Raw genomic sequence first — 17,693 nt, 5'->3', positions numbered from 1 at the left:
TGTAATAAAGATATTGTGATGTGAGGATTAAAAGCAGAACCGATTAGACAAATATGAAAAAGAAATAGAGGAATTAAAGAAGCAGCTTGCCGAGAGACAACCGGCTTAGAAGACTGCTTAAAAACACTTAAAAACGTAGAGGAAATATTTAGGACATGAATCTAAATTTCTTCTACGTTTTTTTTGGGAAACAATAACATGATATGAGTGTTAAAAAGTTAATTTTGCTAAAACTATTGACAAATTCTAATTAAGATGTATTATTGTATTAAGCACTTAATACAATAATACAGAAAGGAGAAGAATAATGGCATGGGAATTTAGAAATGACAGACCCATATATGCACAGATTTTAGAGCAGATTGAGCAGAAGATTGTCACAGGCGAATATGAAACAGGTAGTAGGATACCGTCTGTAAGGGAACTGGCAGCAGAGGCATCGGTGAATCCTAATACCATGCAGAGAGCCATGACTGAGTTAGAAAGCAGAGGTCTTATTATTACCAATCGCACATCAGGCAGATGTGTTACAGATAATGTGGAAATATTAAACCAGATAAGAAAGAGCAGAGCAAAAGAATATACCACGGAATATCTGGAAAAAATGACAGAACTTAAATATAAAAAAGAGGAGATAATAGATATAATTAAGGAGGGAGACAGCAAATGAGCATTTTATTTGAATGTAAGGATTTGAGAAAAAATTATGGAAAAAATCAGGCATTAAAAGGACTCAATTTACAAATTGAGAGTGGACAGATTGTAGGGCTTCTTGGACCAAACGGAAGTGGGAAAACCACACTTATAAAGCTGGCAAACGGACTACTTACTAAAAATGGCGGTGAGCTTTATATTGATGGCAAGGAAGTGGGAGTTGAAACAAAGAAGATAGTTTCTTACCTTCCGGAAAGAACTTACTTAGATGTTCATTCCAAGGTAAAAGATGTTATTGAATTTTTCAAGGATTTCTACAGTGACTTTGAGGAAAACAGAGCCTATGATATGCTTTCAAAACTTAACATTAATCCTAATGACAAATTAAAGACCATGTCTAAGGGAACCAGGGAAAAGGTACAGCTTATTCTGGTAATGAGCAGACAGGCAAAATTATACTTTTTAGATGAACCAATTGGTGGGGTGGATCCGGCAGCCAGAGATTACATATTAAACACTATTATTTCAAATTATAATCCGGAAGCGGCAGTTATAATTTCAACACATTTAATTTCTGATATAGAAAAGGTTTTAGATGATGTGGTAATGATAAAAAACGGCGAACTGGTTATGCACAAAAAAGTAGATGAAATAAGAGAAGAATACGGAAAATCAGTGGATGAAGTATTTAGGGAGGTATTCAGATGTTAGGAAAATTGATAAAACATGAATTTAAGTCAACTGCCAGAATGTTTGCTGCATTATATGGCGTTGTATTGGTAATAACTTTAATATTAAAAGGTATAGTAGAAGTTCAGACGGTGTTTAATGTGGATAATACCGTTTTAAATATGATTACCATGGTAACTATTATCGCCTTTGTGTTGGGAATTATAGCTATATTCTTAGGTTCCTTTGTGCTGGTAATAAAAAGATTTTATGACAATATGCTTAAAGATGAAGGATATTTGTCATTTACTCTTCCGGTAAGAATGAGTGAGCACATTGCCGGAAAATCCATAGTAGGTTTTGCATGGATGGTTATTAGTGGAGTGGTAGCTGTTTTGCTGGTTACAATTTTAGGATTAGGTCACAATGAATTTTTAAACAGTGTTAAAGAGGGCATTGAGCTTGGTATTAAGGAAATGCAGGAATTTGGATATACGGGATATGTGGTCGAGCTTATATTTGTACTTTTGTTAGGCTGTTACAGTGCTATTGTTATGGGATATGCGTGCTTTAGCATAGGTCAGACATTAGGTAAAAATAAGGTATTGGGAGCTTTTGTGGCTTACCTTATAATTTACTTTATAATGCAGATAATTTCATCAGTAGCCATGGTGGCAATTTTTGGAAGCAATCTTGATGCACTTAATAATGCCGATATGGGAGATGCGTTTTTCCAACCGTTAATGACATTTTCCATAGTGCTATCCATAATACAGATTGTTGTATTTATTGCAATTACAAACTTTATGCTTAAAAGAAAGTTAAATTTACAGTAAATAATGGAAATTTAATAAATAATTTAACAAATAAACCGGAAAAAGCCCTTGATATAAGGGCTTTTTTATGTTATGATGTCTACTTGTGAAATATTAATAATCCTTGCTTTTTCATAAGAAAAAAGCCAGAGACCAGAAGGAGGTAAAAGCATGAACAAATATGAATTAACAGTTGTTGTTAGTGCGAAACTTGATGATGAAGGAAGAGCAGCTGAATTAGAGAAGGTAAAAGCTCTTGTTGAAAAATTCGGCGGTACTATTGCTAACATTGACGATGCTGGAAAGAAGAAATTAGCTTACGAAATCCAGAAGATGTCAGAAGCATATTACTACTTCATTACTTTTGATACTGATAACACAGACGCTCCAAGCGGAATAGAAAGCCAGCTTCGTATTATGGAAAATGTTATCAGATTTATGTGTGTCGCTGTAGAAGCATAATTTGAGACATAAGAGAGGTATAATATGAACAAGGTTATATTAATGGGTCGTTTGACCCGTGATCCGGAAGTCAGATATTCTACATCTGGTGACGGACAGTTGGCTATTGCAAGATATACATTGGCAGTAGACAGAAGATTTAAAAGAGATGGAGAGCAGTCAGCAGACTTTATCAGATGCGTAGCATTTGGAAGAAGTGGTGAATTTGCAGAAAAGTATTTCCATCAGGGAACAAAAATAGTAGCTGAGGGTCGTATTCAGACAGGAAGCTATCAGGATAAGGATGGTAAGACAGTATACACTACAGAAGTAGTTGTAGAAAATCAGGAATTTGCTGAGAGTAAGGCAGCATCTGATAATGCAGGATTCCAGGCACAGCAGCCTGCTGCAGCATCAGCACCGACAGCTCCTGCAGGTGATGGATTTATGAATATCCCTGATAATGTGGATGATTCAGGTTTACCATTCAACTTTTAGTAGTCTCTAGTATATAGTAGAGAGAATATTTAAGGAGGTAAAAAAATGCCATACAATAAGAGCGAGAGACCAGATTCTCCAATGAGAAGAAGAGGCGGTCGTAGAAGAAAAAAAGTTTGTGCATTCTGTGCAAATGAAAATAAAGCAATTGATTATAAAGATGTAGCAACATTAAAGAGATACGTGTCTGAAAGAGGTAAAATTCTTCCTAGAAGAATGACAGGAAACTGTGCAAGACACCAGAGAGCTCTTACAACAGCTGTTAAGAGAGCAAGAAATATCGCATTAATGCCATATACAGTAGAGTAAAACAATGATTTTTAAAGGCTTTCCCAGTAGTGGGAGAGCCTTATTTTTAACCTAGTACACCAATTTTACACCAATTGAAAAAGAAAAAGAGGTATCGCCCAATATTCAAATCAATTTGATCAGACTGAAAACTGTGATTATGTTGCTAAACTGATGAACTTTTTAAACAGTTCTTCATCTTTTAATGTATATAATTTTAAACAGTTATTGTCAGATATACAGTTAGAATCAGTCAGTACACAATCAAGTAAAAAACAAAACATAAATGTACAAAAGCAAAATTCTAATATTTCTTCTCAGACACAAAAAGCTGAGCCGATAGTTAATAGAACTGATGTGAATAGTGTACAACAGCCGAAGGTAAATTCGATACAAAAAGAACCTGTTGTAAGACAGAACATACCTGATAACAGAATATCTGTACCACCAGTACAACCTCCGGTGTCAGCAATGAATGTACCGCAAGGCGCAACTAATGTCGGAAAAAAGGGAAAAGATGAAAAAGAGATATCTATGTTTCATTTACTGATGCACTATAGCAAGGAAAACAAGGAGAAATATAGACAGCAAAAACAAGAAAAAAACAGTGGAGCTAAAAAAAGTAACAATGTAAATAAAAAGGGCAAGAACAATACTCAGGCACCATTTTCAGTTCCTGGAGCTAATTTCTCAGTGCCGGGATTGGAAACACCTAAGATGCAAGACAGTGTTGCACCACAATCACCTGTAGAAAATAAAAATTCGTATGTACAATTGGTACAAAATGCACAGCAGAATGTGATTATGCAACCGAGAAAATCATATGCAGATGTAGCAGCCGATTTTGGAGAAACAACAATTTTAGGTGGTGGAGCAGACTTTGGTGGAACAACAGTGTTGTCAGAGCAGGAAACTCCTATAAAACCAACACATATAATACCTTATTTAATTAGACTTAAAAATATTGAGTTATAAGCAAAAAAATGTTATAGTCATTAAGAGACATAGCAGAATTATATTATCAAAGGAAGGTATAAAGGAGTTTTTTATGAAAAAATCAAAAGAATATGTAGGGATTGTGCTTACATTCATAGTAACATTGATGTTAGTGGGAATGATTTCAGGAACAGTGAAAGCGGAAAATATTAGAAGTGGGGAGTATGAGTATTCTTTAAGTAGTGGAGATGCAACTATTGAAAAATACTTAGGCAGCGCAACAGATGTTATAATACCGTCAACATTAGATGGTTATGAAGTAAAAGGGATAGATTATGATGCTTTTTTGAACTCGAAAATTAGCAAAGTTACAATACCGGAAGGGATAACACGTATAAGTTTTGAAGCGTTTAAAAACTGCGAGTCATTAAGTACAGTTAATTTTAATGCAGTAAACTGCGAAGGAACGGTGAGCCCGGTTTTTGCAGGATGTAAGAACTTAAAGACAATTAACATAGGTTCATAAGTAACCTTGATAGGTTCATATATGTTTGCCAATGTGCCGGCAGAAAACATAGTATTGCCAACATCAGTAAAAGAAATTGACTATGATGCATTTGCAAATTCAGAACTAAAAAGTATTACCATACCGGAGAATGTTCAGAATATATCATTTGAAGTTTTTAAAGGCTGTAAAAATTTTAAGGACATATATTATGGAGGCTCAAAGCAGGGCTGGCTAAAAATTAGAATAAGTGACAATAATAAGGAACTTAAAAATGCCACAATCCATTTTGCTAAGATACAGGTTCAGCCATCAAAGGTTTTGAAAGCTAACAAGAAGAAAAAAGCAAAAAAGGTAAAGATTAAAATTTTAAAAGTAGCTTCATCATATGGTTACAGAGTTCAGGTTTCAACAACTAAAAATTTCAAAAAGAAAATTCTGGACAAGAAAGTTAAGAAGTGCAGTTTCACGCTTTCAAACTCTAAGTTGAAGAAAAAGAAAAAATTATATGTGCGAGTACAGAATTCTCAGTTATATAATGGAAAGGTTTTAAATTCTAGTTGGTCTAAAGCTTATAAAGTTAAAATTAAATAAAAGTTAATAGTGAAAAAAGCAAAAAAGCGCATTTCTGCTCAAGAAAGTAGAGGGGCGCTTTTGAGGGTGCGGACATTTTCTTGGACTATCTAAGTGACCAATCCAAGTCTATGTCTGTACTATATAGGACTCAAATATCCTAATGATTTTTTTATTCTTTTTTCATTATACCAATAAAGATAATCATTTAAAATACCAATAAATTCTGAGATGTTTACCCCAGACCAATCTGCATTATAGAACATCTCATTTTTAATTCTTCCAAATACGCCCTCACAGGCAGAATTATCAGGTGAACAGCCTTTCTTTGACATTGATCGTATGAAACCATTTTTCTCCATCCTGTCAATCCAGCCTGGCCAGCGGTAGTGTACGCCTCTGTCTGAATGTATGATTGGTTTTTCTCCTACAGATAGTAATTTAGCTGCATCGTCAAGCATAGAATTGACAAGTAATGCATCTGGAGAAGTGCTTATATTCCAATTGACAAGTAAGCCATCAAAACAATCTACTATAGGCGATAAATAAACCTTTCCTGCTGGAATTGCAAACTCGGTTATATCTGTTAACCACTTTTCGTTAGGTTTAGATGCAGAAAAATTTCTGTTAATTAGATTATCTACTGCTGGAGATATTTCACCTTGATAGGAATTATATTTACGAGTTCGTTTGATTTTTACTACAAGTTGTTCTTCTTTCATAATCCTACGAATAACTTTTTCTGAGACAATTATATTTTCACGCTTAAGTAGGGCGTGAATTCGTCTGTAACCATATCGACCTTTATTCTCTGTAAATAATTCAATGACTCTAACACGTAAAAGTGTATATTTATCTTCTTTTTGTAGGGATTGTTCCTGATAATAATAACTGCTTTTTGATAATTGTAATTTCTGTAATAATAATGGCAGTGAGTATCTATTTTTCAAGACATCGATTATCACCGCCTTCTCTCTGTTGCTGAGAGCACTCTGATCGATGTCTGGGTCTTTTTTTAATACATTTATCGTTTCTTTAAGAATATCTATTTCTAATTGCATATCTTGTATTTGAGTCTTCAACTGATTTATTTCATCAGAAGAAATATCTGTACTTGAAACAGAACCTTCTACTAATGTTCCCGGAGTAATGTTTTTGTGATTCATAAGACCTAATGTACCTTCTTTTAAATAACGTTTTCGCCATTGATAAATACTAGCTCTACTATACCCAATGTCTTCTGAAACATATTTTATATTTTCTCCGAGCTCATAGCAACGGTGAATTGCATCTAATTTTACTTCTAATGGAGGATTGCGAGGATGATCAGGAGGATTATTAATTACAGGATATTCTTTCCTTGTTTTGGGTGGGGTATTTTCCTCAGCAATCCATGTGTACAGATTTCTACGTGTTGGATACCCTAGAATCCTAATAGTTTCAGTTACAGACTCTGTTTGATGATATATCCGTAGTGCAATATCTTTTTGTTCTTTTGAATACATAAAAAAGCTCCTTTCGAAGCCCTATAGTAGTCCAGAATTTTGTCCGCACCCTCTTTTGTGAAAGTTTTTCTGTAAATTTAATATTTAAATATAATTAATAGGCCTTCTATGATAAAATTTATTATAGGATGCCTTAATTATGGCAAGAGAAAAAAAGTACACAAGGTACAAATGACCGATGGCAAACGTGCCATCATCCACCAGCTATTGGATGAATATGACATCCAGACAGCTGAAGACATCCAGGATGCATTAAAAGATCTTCTTGGAGGTACAATCAAGGAAATGATGGAAGCTGAAATGGATGACCATTTGGGGTATTCAAAATCACAACGTTCAGAATCCGATGATTATCGAAACGGTTACAAGTCGAAGCGTGTCAACAGTAGTTATGGCGATGGTATAAAATGCGTTATCATATGGTCGAAACTGTGCAAATATAGTAAGATAGAAGTGATAGAAAATATAGAATAATACAGTAAAGGAATACATTTGAATACGCTAATGAAAAAGAAAAACGAATCCAGAGAACAGTTGAATATCCAGCTCTTTTTGCTATGTATGCTCGCGGCATTGCTCTGTCGCAGATTAGGAAAAATAAGTTCGCTCCGCATTATATGTGGTATGCTGCGGACAATGATCTACGTTGGAGTATATATCGGATGGGGCATCAGTATTTATAAAAGAGTTATTCAGAAATCGGTGCGGAATGTATTGATTTTTATAGCAGAATTGATCATATTCTGGTTTGTTGTGCGCACGACAAAATATTTTTTCACAATGGATAACCAGATCGCGCGTTACTTGTGGTACAGCTATTACATACCGATGTTGTTCATTCCTGTAGCAGTATTGCAGGCAGCATTCTTTCTCGGAAAGTCGGAAGAATATCGGTTGCCTAAATGGTTAAAAGGAGTATATATTCCAACAGCTGTCTTAGTTCTGCTTGTGCTGTCCAATGATTTGCACCAGCTTGTATTTTCTTTTCCGGTAGGGTCTGCGTGGTCAGATAGTCATTACACATACGGATGGGGCTATTATGTGGTGTTGGTTTGGGAAGTAGTCTGCGCTCTAACTGCTTTTGTTCTGATGATTTACAAGTGCAGGCATTCACAGAAAAAGAAATACCTTCCCCTTTTTGGGATCGGCGCTGCAGTTCTCTATGCAGTGCTCTTCATAAGCGGTGTGGCGTGGGTACAGGAAATTGGCGGAGACATTACCGCTGTCTTATGTCTGTTTTTCGTTGGAATACTGGAAAGCTGTGTGCGCTGCGGATTGATCCAGACAAATACTGGGTACGATCAACTGTTTGAAGTCTGTACATTGGGTGCTCAGATTACGGATCAGAATTACAACGTTTGTTATGCGTCTGCGAATGCAATGCCATTATCGAAAAAGACGATGAAGGATGCGGTGGAGAAGGATGTGGTGATCGATAAAAAGACGCGGATCCAGAATCGAACAATTCGTGGCGGTCATGTTCTCTGGCAGGAAGATATGGAAGACATTATTAAGCTTCTTGAGAGAATGGAAGAAAATAGAAAGACGATCGAAGAAAGTAACTGTATCGAGCAGGAAAATTATCAGACGAAGGCAGCCATCAATATGCTGCGTGAGAAAAACCGCTTATTCGACAAACTGCAGACACAGACTGCCAAACAGATCAATCTTTTAAATGAATTGCTCAATCGTTACGAAGAGGAAGAAGAGCTGGAGAAAAGCCGTATCCTTTTAGTGAAAATCAGCCTCATTGGAACATATATAAAAAGACGCGGAAATCTAGAGTTTATCGAAGAAAGATCAAAAGTATCAGACGTCGTCGAGCTGGAAGCCTGTATAGAGGAATCCTTTTCCAGTTTACGATTGTTAGATATTGACTGCGCATGCTCATTCCCGGAAGGGGAGAAAATCTATGTAAGAGATGCTGTTGTTATGTATCAATTTTTTGAAAATGTAGTGGAAAAATGTGTAGACAGCTGCGCTTCGGTGTGGATAAAGCTCCGCAGTCAGAGTGAAGATATTCTATTCTGTATGGAGATCGAAAGCGAGACCGATCTTGCCTGTTTTTCAGAAATGGCACAGTCCTGCACATGCGAAGATGGCATATGGCGATTTGTATTTACAGTGGAAAAGGCAGGTGAATCGTAATGCAGACATTTTTGATGCTGGCAATATTATTAAGTCTCGTGGCGAGTTTGATCTTGCTTCTTGTTTTCCACGATATGAAGATCGACAATCGAAAGTGGCATATGAATATCGCAATCTTCGTATTTTTGTTTCTTCTTGTAAATGCATTGGCCTATTCTTACGAGGCAGAGCGAGGAAAACCAGCTTATTTTCAAATGCCGGATGTCTCACTGTGGATTTGGTGGTGCATCGTCGGTGTGATCGATGGATTGCTTATCTGGGAAGGATTTTGGCTGCATCGTACAAGAAAAGAAAAAATCCGACAGAATTCTATTAAAGAGGCGATGAATGTATTGCCCATTGGAATCTGTTATTTTACAGAAGATGGATATGTGAAACTTTGCAATGAACAGATGTATCGCCTATTTCAAACAATCGCTCACAGAGATTTGCAAAAGCAAGAGGAATTAAAAGAGGCACTGTGCCTGTGTGAGCGTTATGGCGTGAGCCGGATTAACAACAAAGAAATCTACCTTTTTCCTGACGGGAAGGCATGGAGCTATCGGGAAAATGAAGTGACAGACCGGAAAGGAAAGGCTTATACAGAAGCTATTTTCCTGGATATTACAAAAAAATATGAAGAAAAAATAAATCTGACAAAGCAGACCGAACAGTTAAAAGAAATAGCAAAAGAACTCCGCTATCTGTCGGATAATGTGTTAATCTTGACACGTGAACGAGAAGTACTTGCGGCAAAGACAAAGCTTCACGATCAGATGGGAGCCGGACTGACTGCGATCCGACAGAGTCTGACACAGGAGAATGCAGATGATAAAGAGGCGGTGCGCTTATTTCGCCACGCCGTAAATGCAATCTGGAACGACAACCAATATCCGCTGGAAGAAGGCGATTTTGAAAGATTTCTGCAGGATGCAAAGACACTTGGCGTAGAAGTGGTGTGTGTGGGAGATTTGTCGGAGTCAGAGGAACTGGCTAGTATCTGCATCCTTGCAATGCGCGAGTGCCTGACAAATGGCGTCTGCCATGCCGGTGCGACAGAGCTCTCCATCAAGATGCAAAATGAAAATCATCAATACAGCATTTGCATCACAAATAATGGAGCAGCGCCGGATAAAGAGATCGTTCCAAAAGGCGGATTGTATAATATTTCCCGACATGTATTTGACTATGGTGGAGAAATGCGAATACAGTCATTTCCGTACTTTGCGTTGACGATTACATTTCAAGAGGAGAGAGCATGAAACAGGTATTAATTGTAGAGGATCAGAGAATGCCCCGTGAAAATATGGAGAGGGTCATCTCAGAGAGCAATAATTATGAGTTTGCGGCAAGCGTAAATGGGGCGGATGTCGCCCTTGCTATATGTAGAAGACAGCGGATCGACCTTGTGTTGATGGACGTATGCACAGCCGGAAATAAAGATGGGATCGAAGCGGCAGCAGAAATAAAGGCAGAGTTTCCAAATATAAAAATCATTATCGTAACTTCCATGGTGGAAGTCGGATATTTGCAGCGGGCAAGAGAGGCGAAAGTAGACAGCTTCTGGTATAAGGATATTAGCCCTGAACGATTGATTGATGTGATCAATCGGACGATGGACGGGGAAAGTGTATTTCCAGATAAAACACCGAGCGTACAGCTTGGTCTCGCGGATAGTTCAGAATTTACCAATAAAGAGATAGAAGTGCTTCGCTTTGTGTGCGATGGGCTTGAGTACAGCGAGATCGCAGAGCGGATGAACATTTCCGTAAGGACGGTGAAATACCATGTCTCTAATATTTTGTCAAAAACCGGTTATGCCAATAAGACGCGGCTGGCAATCGCAGTGACAAATAAAAACTTTATCATTCCGAGTAGCCCGGAAAAAATTCAATAATATTCGCACTTTGTTCAGAAAATATTTGTTTACATATTGAAATTCTCAGTAAAATAACGAAAACCTGTCCTTGAGTACAGGGTAAAAAACGAATGCATTTGTTATACTTTAACTAGAAAAATCGTGTCGTTTTTAAAAGATATTCTGGAACTTATTAAAAGAAGATAAGAAGGAGGGACAAGTTATGAGGAAATTAAAGTCGAAACGAATAGGTAACTATTTACTGAAGGGATTGCTGCTATGCACCCTGGTTGTAGGTGGCTGGTTCACAACTGATATTGGAGTGAAAGCGGAATCTGTTACGCACTCAGTGGAATTTAAATCTGAAGGATCACAAATAGTACAATTTGAGAGAACAGATGGGCTTGAACAGCATATTGAAGTAACAAATAATACACAGAGGCCGATGAAAGTAACATTTTCGCACAATATTCCTATGCGGAATTACCATACGAAATTATGGATAGGCGGTCATGAAGTTGCCAGCCGTATGGCTACAGCAGTAAAGGATGCAAATGTACTTTATTTATATCCGTGTCAGTGGGTAGAAAAGGCCTGTGAAGTGGAATTTACAAGAAATGCAGCAGCTTATACGGATATTACTATCACCGCAGAATTCATTGATCAAAAAATCGGATTCAAAGAAGACGAGATTGGTCTTACAAAAGATACAGCATATGAGATTCCGTTATCCGGACATCCGTACAGTCTTTATGAAGGTCTGACAGGAACGGGAACAGATGAACGTTGGTACAAGTTTAATGTTGCAGACAAAGCAGTGATTGATCCAAGCTTCCACCTTGTTAACACAGAAAGAGCAACTTATTTCGGACAGAATCGTACGTTCATTCGTGTCTATGACTCTAATAATAATCAAATCTATAGCGAAGGATCCTCACAATACAATGGCAAAGAGGCGTGGGAGCCTGGAGCAAAGGTACTAACGCGTGGAATATATTATGTATGCATATCTACTAGCAAGGGTGCTTATTACCCGGCAATTTTTGATTTTAATCTGAATGGACATAACTATATTTCGGCTGAGAAGATTAAATGTTCTCATCAAGAAGTAAAGAAATCACAGTTAGGAAACATAAAAGTCGTTGCAGAGACGGTACCTGCAAATTCCGATGATAAAATCGTAGAAGTATACGATCATATTTCTGGAAAGACATGGAACTATAACAGCAACAAGGTTGCTCATGGCGAAGTTCCAATCTATAATATTAAAGCTGGTAGACAGAGTTGGCTTACCTTCAAAACAAAGAATGGAAAGACTTATACAACAAATCTTTATGTACCGGTAGAGAAATTAAAAAAACCTACAGTAGTGACTTATCATAATTATGCAAAAGTAACCGTAGGATCCACGAAGATGATGGGGACAAATGCTAGAATTCAGATTTACAAAGGTGGTAAGTGGACAACTGTAAAAACGGTGAAAGATTATAATTGTTATAAAGCAACTATAGTAAAGAATCTGAAGCCGTTGACAACTTATAAGTTCCGTACGCAGGCTTATGCGAATGGAGCAACCGGTACACCGTCTGACGTAGTGACATTGAAGACTGGTTCGGCAGTAAAACCGGCTGTGAAGTCTATTAAGATTGTACAGAAGAAAAAGGTGAAAGTAAGAGGCTGGACATCTCCAGGACACTGGAGTGGAGATTACTGGTACCCACCGATTTACCACAAACCGTACACATGGACAAAATATAAAGTAAAAGTAACATTGAAGAAGAAAGTTCCGAAGATCGGCGGTATGAGGATTGGTGATACATGGATAAAAGGCAATAAGAAAAGCTACACTGTATGGCTGCCAAAGGGAGCACAGACTGGTAAGAAGCTGAACATTTATATGAATACAGGATTAAATAAGAGCAATGGTCAGGGACCGCAGATTAAAAAAGTGATCAGAGCGAAGTAAAACTTCCGAAATAAAACAAATCCCTGGACGGAACAAATGTAAAAATAAAGTAAATACATAGTGAGAAAACGAAAAACCCGACGGTCTTGTGATCGTCGGGTTTAGCTTTCTTCAGGCGCATCTGTCGAAAAATTGTAGTTTAGAATTTTGTCAATGGAGCGGTTTGGAAAACTGGTAACCGTAGCAGTCGCCCTGTTCCTTTAGGTAGAGGGGCGCTTTTTGTATTGCTATAATGCTACGAAAAAAGAGCTAAATGGCATTTGCCGTTTAGCTCAATAATAATATCAACGTCTAAACTACATCTTAGTCAAATCTTCCTGGTCAACAGTTTTCATTCCGTTCTTAACCAATAATGAAGCGACTTTGTCTGTGTATTCGTCCTTAACACGGAATACCATAAGGGCATCGTCTGTGCCTCTTGCAAGGAAGGCATAAACATAATCAACGCTGTATCCGTTGGCAGCAATAACATTCATTGCCTTAGACATTGAACCCGGCTCGTCCGGAAGCTTTACGCCAATGACGTGTGCAAGATTACATACCCAATTATGGTCTCTTAATAAAGTAAGAGTGTTAAAAGAATCGTCTACAATAATACGAATAATACCAAAATCGCTTGAATCAGCAATCTGGAATGCTCGCATGTCTATTTTGTGTTCAGCCAGAAAATTGGTAAAGTTTGCAATGTTACCCGGCTTGTTTTCAACGAACACTGAAATCTGATGAATATACATATAAAAACCTCCTTAAATTTTACGTTTATCTATAACACGGACAGCTTTTCCTTCTGAACGTGTAATTGACTTTGGTTCAACCAATTTAACTTTAGCATAAATGCCAAGCATGCTCTTAAGAGCAGCAACAATTTCTTTCTCCTTGGATTCAATTGAGCTAACTGTATCAGAAAACATTTCAGGTGTCATCTCAACTAAAACTTCCATTGTGTCGCTGTTATTTACACGGTCAACAATAAGCTGATAGTTAGCAGGCATACCGTGTTTAATAAGAACTTCTTCAACCTGTGAAGGATAAACATTAACACCCTTGATAATAAGCATGTCATCTGAACGTCCCATAAGTCTGTGAATACGTGCGTGAGTTCTGCCACATTTACATTTCTCTCTTGTGATATATGTAATGTCCTTTGTACGATATCTGATAATAGGAAAAGCTTCCTTAGCAAAACTGGTAAATACTACCGTGCCATGCACAAACAAATAAAATCATTAATAAAATCCCCATAAATGAAGGGTTTTAAGGTTCAAAATTCCTGTTCGCACCAAATGAACAAATCGAACAAAATAAGCTTTGTACTCTCCTACTTTTAGGGGTGAGCATTGAAATTTGAATAAACGAAGTAATGTGTTAGTTTATATGTAAGGAAAGGAGTTGATAAAAATTGCAACAGGAAAACATAAAGAATGTGCAGAGAAATGCCTTTCAACTTACAATCAATAACCCTGTTGAATATGGTTATACTCACGAAAAGATAAAAGAAACACTGATTATGAATTTTACCACTTTAAAGTATTTCTGTATGGCTGATGAAATCGGGGGACAGGGTACGTATCATACGCATATCTATGTTGTCTTTTCTTCTAGAGTTCGTTGGTCGAAAGTGAAGAAAAATTTTGATGAAGCACATATTGAAATTGCCAAAGGCTCTGCTCAATCTAATGTTGAATATATTAAGAAAACAGGAAAATGGGCAGAAACAAACAAGGCAGAAACAAGCGTTGAAGGTACTTTTGAGGAATGGGGAGAGATTCCCACACAAAGAGGTAAAAAAGCCGACATGGAAGAACTCTATGAGATGATAAAAAACGGATACTCAAACGCTGAAATTTTGGCTATAAATAATGATTATATCTTGAACATTGACAAACTGGATAAAGTCCGAACTATGCTGTTAACGGAAAAATACAAGAATGAAAGACGATTGGATTTAAAAGTGATATATATCTATGGTGCAACAGGCACTGGCAAAACCCGAGGGGTATTAGACGAACACGGCAATTCCAATGTGTACAGGGTCAGTGACTATTTACATCCTTTTGATGGTTATGGAACGCAGGAAGTAATTGCCTTCGACGAATTTAGGTCGGGTATAAAAATATCTGATATGCTCAACTACTGTGACATATATCCGATTGAACTTCCTGCAAGGTACAGCAATAAATTTGCCTGCTACAGCAGAGTTTACATAATATCTAATTGGAGTTTGGAAATGCAGTATTCAGAGGTACAAAAAAACAGTCCTGAATCTTGGCAGGCATTTCTACGCAGGATTCATGAAGTACACCACTATCATGCAGATGGAACGCTAGACGTATATGATTCTGTTGAAAAATATCTGCATAGGGATGAAGAGTTTCATGCCATATCAGATGAGGAACTGAAACAAATAAAAATTTACAGGCTACGATAATATTTAATATGATTGAAAGGAAGTGCTATTTATGCGAAAAGGCAGTTATTCAGATACAATAGAAAAATATGCAACAGTTCCACAGGCTTGTGATTATTACAAACTTGGAAGAAATACCCTTATGAATTTGCTTGACGGAACAGGAGCAATAAAGCGTTTTGGAAAATCCGTAAGAATCGATATTCCGACAGCAAGCAAAGTTTTAGATACATACATTGATTAAAATTCATAGTTGAATTTTTGCGTGACAAATATTACAATATAGGTGTGACAAAAATAGAAAGGAAGTGAAAAGATAGTGTCACAAAAAGTCGGCAGACCGAAAGCAAGTGCTGACGTAAAAAAGGATATAAGGTTTAGCGTCCGTTTAGATATTAAAACGGAACAGGCATTACAAGAGTATTGCAAGAAAAACAATATAACCAAAGGCGAAGCCATACGACAGGGAATAAACTTGTTATTAGGTAAATAAAAAAGTTAGTCACTCCCCGACCAAAGCGAATGACTAACCCATTGACTTAGTACAAAATAAGAATACTCTGCACTACGAAATAATCTTATCATAGTGTGAGTATTCTTTCAAACTAATTTCAGAAAGGATATAAAACTATGGCAAGAAAAAAGCGAGTAGATTCAAAGGGCAGAGTTTTAAAAGTAGGAGAAAGCCAAAGAAAAGACGGTCTGTATATGTATCGCTTTACGGATGATACAGGCGAGCGACAGACAATATATGCAAATAATATAATTGAATTAAGAGAGCAGGAGCAGGAAATACAAAAGGCGGAAAAAGAAAACAGAGAAGCAATAGAAATGCCAGAGTTTTCTGCACATATAATGCGACATACATTTTGTACAAGATTATGTGAAAATGATTTAAACGTGAAAACAACCCAATCCATAATGGGGCATGCTGATATTAAAACGACAATGAATATCTATACGCATGTTACCGAAGAAAAGAAACAACAGGAGTTGAGCAAATTAAATAATATAAAAATCTCATAATTTGGGAGATACAAACCTAGTTTTCTACTACACCAATTACTACACCAATCGAAAGACATATCACGAACAATGATAAAAACAAGAATAGAGAAATCCCATTAAAACAAAGGGAGTGCAGACAGTAATAATATTTATAAAGGCTACTATAAAATATGAAGTGGGAATAAAAATATAGTTAAAAATCGAATTGATATAGAATAAAATGTTAATTTTAATATTTGCAAAAAAGATGAAAAAGTAAAAAATATTTGACTTCATATAAAAATAAATGTAAAATGGGAGGGATGTTTACATTGGAAAAATGTAGAAAAAATTGAAAGGAATGGAGGTTATCTATATGAAACATCATTTAAAACAAGTGTTGGCAATTCTGATTATAACAGTTTTGTCAACAACGGTTGTGTTTGCGGATACAAAGATTCGTAAAACAACATACTCTATGAGTGCGGGGGTTTATAGTAAGTCAATGAACATAAAAAAGAAAGGCAAATTAAAGGTAGGTATGCAACCTAATTGTGTCAGAAGTTATGATTGTCCAATTGATATTTATGTTGAACAAAAACGTTGGTATGGTTGGGGGGGCGCTGACATTTCGTCCAAGAGTGTTAATAGTCACGAGTTTAAAACAGTAACATTTACGACAAAAGAAAAGGCTACCTACAGGGTATATTTGTCATCTCCGTATAGATATCATGTGGAGGGAACAGTTACATTTACATGGGATGCTCCATAGGCATGGAGGTCTAAATGATAGTAATTGATTTACATTTAGAAATTTTTGCCCTATTATATATATTAATACTGTGTATTACATTATTAATATATAAACTGAAAAAGAAAAACCAGTATAACATATATGGTTTGATTTTGTTTGAATTATATATTTTATGTTTAGTTAAGGTTGTATACACACCAGTTAGAATCGTGTTTAATAGGGCAATGAGTGATGATATGGTGGAAAAGATGAAAATGAATTACGCAAATTTCGTACCATTTAGGACCATTACGGGAGTCGGAAGCGTGCATAATTTTGCTGTACAGGTGGGAGGAAACATTCTCTTATTGATGCCTTTAGTATTTTTTTTGTATTATGTTTTTTTTATAAAATCTTACAGAAAATGCATTGTTTATTGCTTTATGGCTATTGTTTTTATAGAAATAACACAGTATATTATAGATATAATCACAAAATTTCCTAATAAAGTATGTGATGTGGATGATGTTATTTTGAATTTTATAGGAATAATATTATCGATATTGATTATTCATCTGTTAAATAATACAAAAATAGAGAAAGGTATTGCAAAATTTTTTGATAAATAATGAGGCTATTTATAGCCTCATTATTTATATATCAACATTATGGTTAAAATTTTTTTTAAAACATTAATAAAAAATAATATATTATTTAGAACATTACTGACA

General features: G+C 36.3%; 21 protein-coding genes and 2 pseudogenes. 20 read left to right on the top strand and 3 right to left on the bottom strand.

Annotation, left to right across the window (positions count from 1 at the left end; translation table 11 throughout):
* Window positions 1–307: 307 nt before the first annotated feature.
* The 9 genes from H8S00_RS07070 (at window position 308) to H8S00_RS07030 (ending at window position 5,400) form a co-directional block, all read left to right on the top strand.
* Window positions 308–670 carry a GntR family transcriptional regulator gene (locus tag H8S00_RS07070; protein ID WP_021953484.1) on the top strand — a complete coding sequence of 121 codons (363 nt, stop codon included), beginning with the start codon at window positions 308–310 and terminating at the stop codon, window positions 668–670.
* Window positions 667–1,365 carry an ABC transporter ATP-binding protein gene (locus tag H8S00_RS07065; protein ID WP_021953483.1) on the top strand — a complete coding sequence of 233 codons (699 nt, stop codon included), beginning with the start codon at window positions 667–669 and terminating at the stop codon, window positions 1,363–1,365. Before H8S00_RS07070 ends, H8S00_RS07065 begins: the two co-directional genes overlap by 4 nt.
* The gene (locus H8S00_RS07060; RefSeq protein WP_186840310.1) at window positions 1,359–2,159 is read left to right on the top strand and encodes a hypothetical protein; all 801 of its coding nucleotides are present in this window, start codon (window positions 1,359–1,361) and stop codon (window positions 2,157–2,159) included. The genes H8S00_RS07065 and H8S00_RS07060 overlap by 7 nt, the downstream gene beginning before the upstream one ends.
* A gap of 150 nt (window positions 2,160–2,309) precedes the next feature.
* Window positions 2,310–2,600: a 30S ribosomal protein S6 gene (gene rpsF / locus H8S00_RS07055; RefSeq protein WP_021953481.1), complete on the top strand. Its 291-nt coding sequence runs from the start codon at window positions 2,310–2,312 to the stop codon at window positions 2,598–2,600.
* A 24-nt stretch (window positions 2,601–2,624) separates the two neighbouring features.
* A complete protein-coding gene (locus H8S00_RS07050; protein WP_021953480.1) occupies window positions 2,625–3,077 on the top strand; it encodes a single-stranded DNA-binding protein in 453 nt (150 codons plus the stop codon).
* Window positions 3,078–3,122: 45 nt separating this feature from the next.
* The gene (gene rpsR, locus H8S00_RS07045) at window positions 3,123–3,386 is read left to right on the top strand and encodes a 30S ribosomal protein S18 (RefSeq protein ID WP_021953479.1); all 264 of its coding nucleotides are present in this window, start codon (window positions 3,123–3,125) and stop codon (window positions 3,384–3,386) included.
* A gap of 153 nt (window positions 3,387–3,539) precedes the next feature.
* Window positions 3,540–4,340 carry a hypothetical protein gene (locus H8S00_RS07040; protein WP_186840309.1) on the top strand — a complete coding sequence of 267 codons (801 nt, stop codon included), beginning with the start codon at window positions 3,540–3,542 and terminating at the stop codon, window positions 4,338–4,340.
* A gap of 73 nt (window positions 4,341–4,413) precedes the next feature.
* Complete coding sequence (locus tag H8S00_RS07035; RefSeq protein ID WP_186840308.1) at window positions 4,414–4,827, top strand: leucine-rich repeat protein; 414 nt, start codon at window positions 4,414–4,416, stop codon at window positions 4,825–4,827.
* 6 nt (window positions 4,828–4,833) lie between these two features.
* Window positions 4,834–5,400: a leucine-rich repeat protein gene (locus tag H8S00_RS07030; protein ID WP_186840307.1), complete on the top strand. Its 567-nt coding sequence runs from the start codon at window positions 4,834–4,836 to the stop codon at window positions 5,398–5,400.
* A 119-nt stretch (window positions 5,401–5,519) separates the two neighbouring features.
* Here H8S00_RS07030 and H8S00_RS07025 read toward each other — a convergent pair whose 3' ends face one another.
* Entirely contained in the window at window positions 5,520–6,884 is a 1,365-nt protein-coding gene (locus H8S00_RS07025) for an IS3 family transposase (protein WP_186840306.1), read from the bottom strand.
* A 171-nt stretch (window positions 6,885–7,055) separates the two neighbouring features.
* Between H8S00_RS07025 and H8S00_RS14145 the strand changes: the two are divergent.
* The 5 genes and pseudogenes from H8S00_RS14145 to H8S00_RS07000 all read left to right on the top strand — a co-directional run.
* Window positions 7,056–7,283, top strand: a pseudogene (locus tag H8S00_RS14145) (transposase); the annotation flags it as partial.
* A gap of 105 nt (window positions 7,284–7,388) precedes the next feature.
* On the top strand, window positions 7,389–9,032 hold the full coding sequence (locus H8S00_RS07015) for a histidine kinase N-terminal 7TM domain-containing protein (RefSeq protein ID WP_118589495.1): 1,644 nt from the start codon (window positions 7,389–7,391) through the stop codon (window positions 9,030–9,032).
* Window positions 9,032–10,273 carry a sensor histidine kinase gene (locus tag H8S00_RS07010; protein WP_021953473.1) on the top strand — a complete coding sequence of 414 codons (1,242 nt, stop codon included), beginning with the start codon at window positions 9,032–9,034 and terminating at the stop codon, window positions 10,271–10,273. Before H8S00_RS07015 ends, H8S00_RS07010 begins: the two co-directional genes overlap by 1 nt.
* Window positions 10,270–10,908 (top strand): response regulator transcription factor, encoded by a 639-nt coding sequence (locus H8S00_RS07005; protein ID WP_021953472.1) that lies wholly within the window; start codon window positions 10,270–10,272, stop codon window positions 10,906–10,908. Before H8S00_RS07010 ends, H8S00_RS07005 begins: the two co-directional genes overlap by 4 nt.
* 184 nt (window positions 10,909–11,092) lie before the next feature.
* Window positions 11,093–12,835: a fibronectin type III domain-containing protein gene (locus H8S00_RS07000; RefSeq protein ID WP_021953471.1), complete on the top strand. Its 1,743-nt coding sequence runs from the start codon at window positions 11,093–11,095 to the stop codon at window positions 12,833–12,835.
* Between the two features lie 296 nt (window positions 12,836–13,131).
* Here the strand turns inward: H8S00_RS07000 and H8S00_RS06995 are convergent, their stop codons facing one another.
* Both H8S00_RS06995 and H8S00_RS06990 read right to left on the bottom strand, forming a co-directional pair.
* Entirely contained in the window at window positions 13,132–13,569 is a 438-nt protein-coding gene (locus tag H8S00_RS06995) for an ACT domain-containing protein (RefSeq protein WP_021953470.1), read from the bottom strand.
* Between the two features lie 12 nt (window positions 13,570–13,581).
* Window positions 13,582–14,040, bottom strand: a pseudogene (locus H8S00_RS06990) (phenylacetate--CoA ligase family protein); the annotation flags it as partial.
* A 194-nt stretch (window positions 14,041–14,234) separates the two neighbouring features.
* Between H8S00_RS06990 and H8S00_RS06985 the strand changes: the two are divergent.
* The 6 genes from H8S00_RS06985 (at window position 14,235) to H8S00_RS06960 (ending at window position 17,591) form a co-directional block, all read left to right on the top strand.
* Window positions 14,235–15,263 (top strand): hypothetical protein, encoded by a 1,029-nt coding sequence (locus H8S00_RS06985; protein WP_207721409.1) that lies wholly within the window; start codon window positions 14,235–14,237, stop codon window positions 15,261–15,263.
* Window positions 15,264–15,294: 31 nt separating this feature from the next.
* Window positions 15,295–15,486 (top strand): DUF6462 family protein, encoded by a 192-nt coding sequence (locus tag H8S00_RS06980; protein WP_021953467.1) that lies wholly within the window; start codon window positions 15,295–15,297, stop codon window positions 15,484–15,486.
* Window positions 15,487–15,561: 75 nt separating this feature from the next.
* On the top strand, window positions 15,562–15,735 hold the full coding sequence (locus H8S00_RS06975; protein ID WP_118589494.1) for a ribbon-helix-helix protein, CopG family: 174 nt from the start codon (window positions 15,562–15,564) through the stop codon (window positions 15,733–15,735).
* Window positions 15,736–15,872: 137 nt separating this feature from the next.
* Window positions 15,873–16,268 (top strand): integrase DNA-binding domain-containing protein, encoded by a 396-nt coding sequence (locus H8S00_RS13965; protein WP_021953466.1) that lies wholly within the window; start codon window positions 15,873–15,875, stop codon window positions 16,266–16,268.
* A gap of 337 nt (window positions 16,269–16,605) precedes the next feature.
* The gene (locus H8S00_RS06965) at window positions 16,606–17,001 is read left to right on the top strand and encodes a hypothetical protein (protein ID WP_021953465.1); all 396 of its coding nucleotides are present in this window, start codon (window positions 16,606–16,608) and stop codon (window positions 16,999–17,001) included.
* A 14-nt stretch (window positions 17,002–17,015) separates the two neighbouring features.
* A complete protein-coding gene (locus tag H8S00_RS06960; RefSeq protein ID WP_186840305.1) occupies window positions 17,016–17,591 on the top strand; it encodes a VanZ family protein in 576 nt (191 codons plus the stop codon).
* Window positions 17,592–17,693 lie beyond the last annotated feature (102 nt).

The organism is Eubacterium segne (assembly GCF_014287775.1).
Taxonomy (GTDB): Bacteria; Bacillota; Clostridia; order Lachnospirales; family Lachnospiraceae; genus Eubacterium_G; species Eubacterium_G segne.
This window is presented reverse-complemented; position numbering and strand designations above follow the sequence as displayed.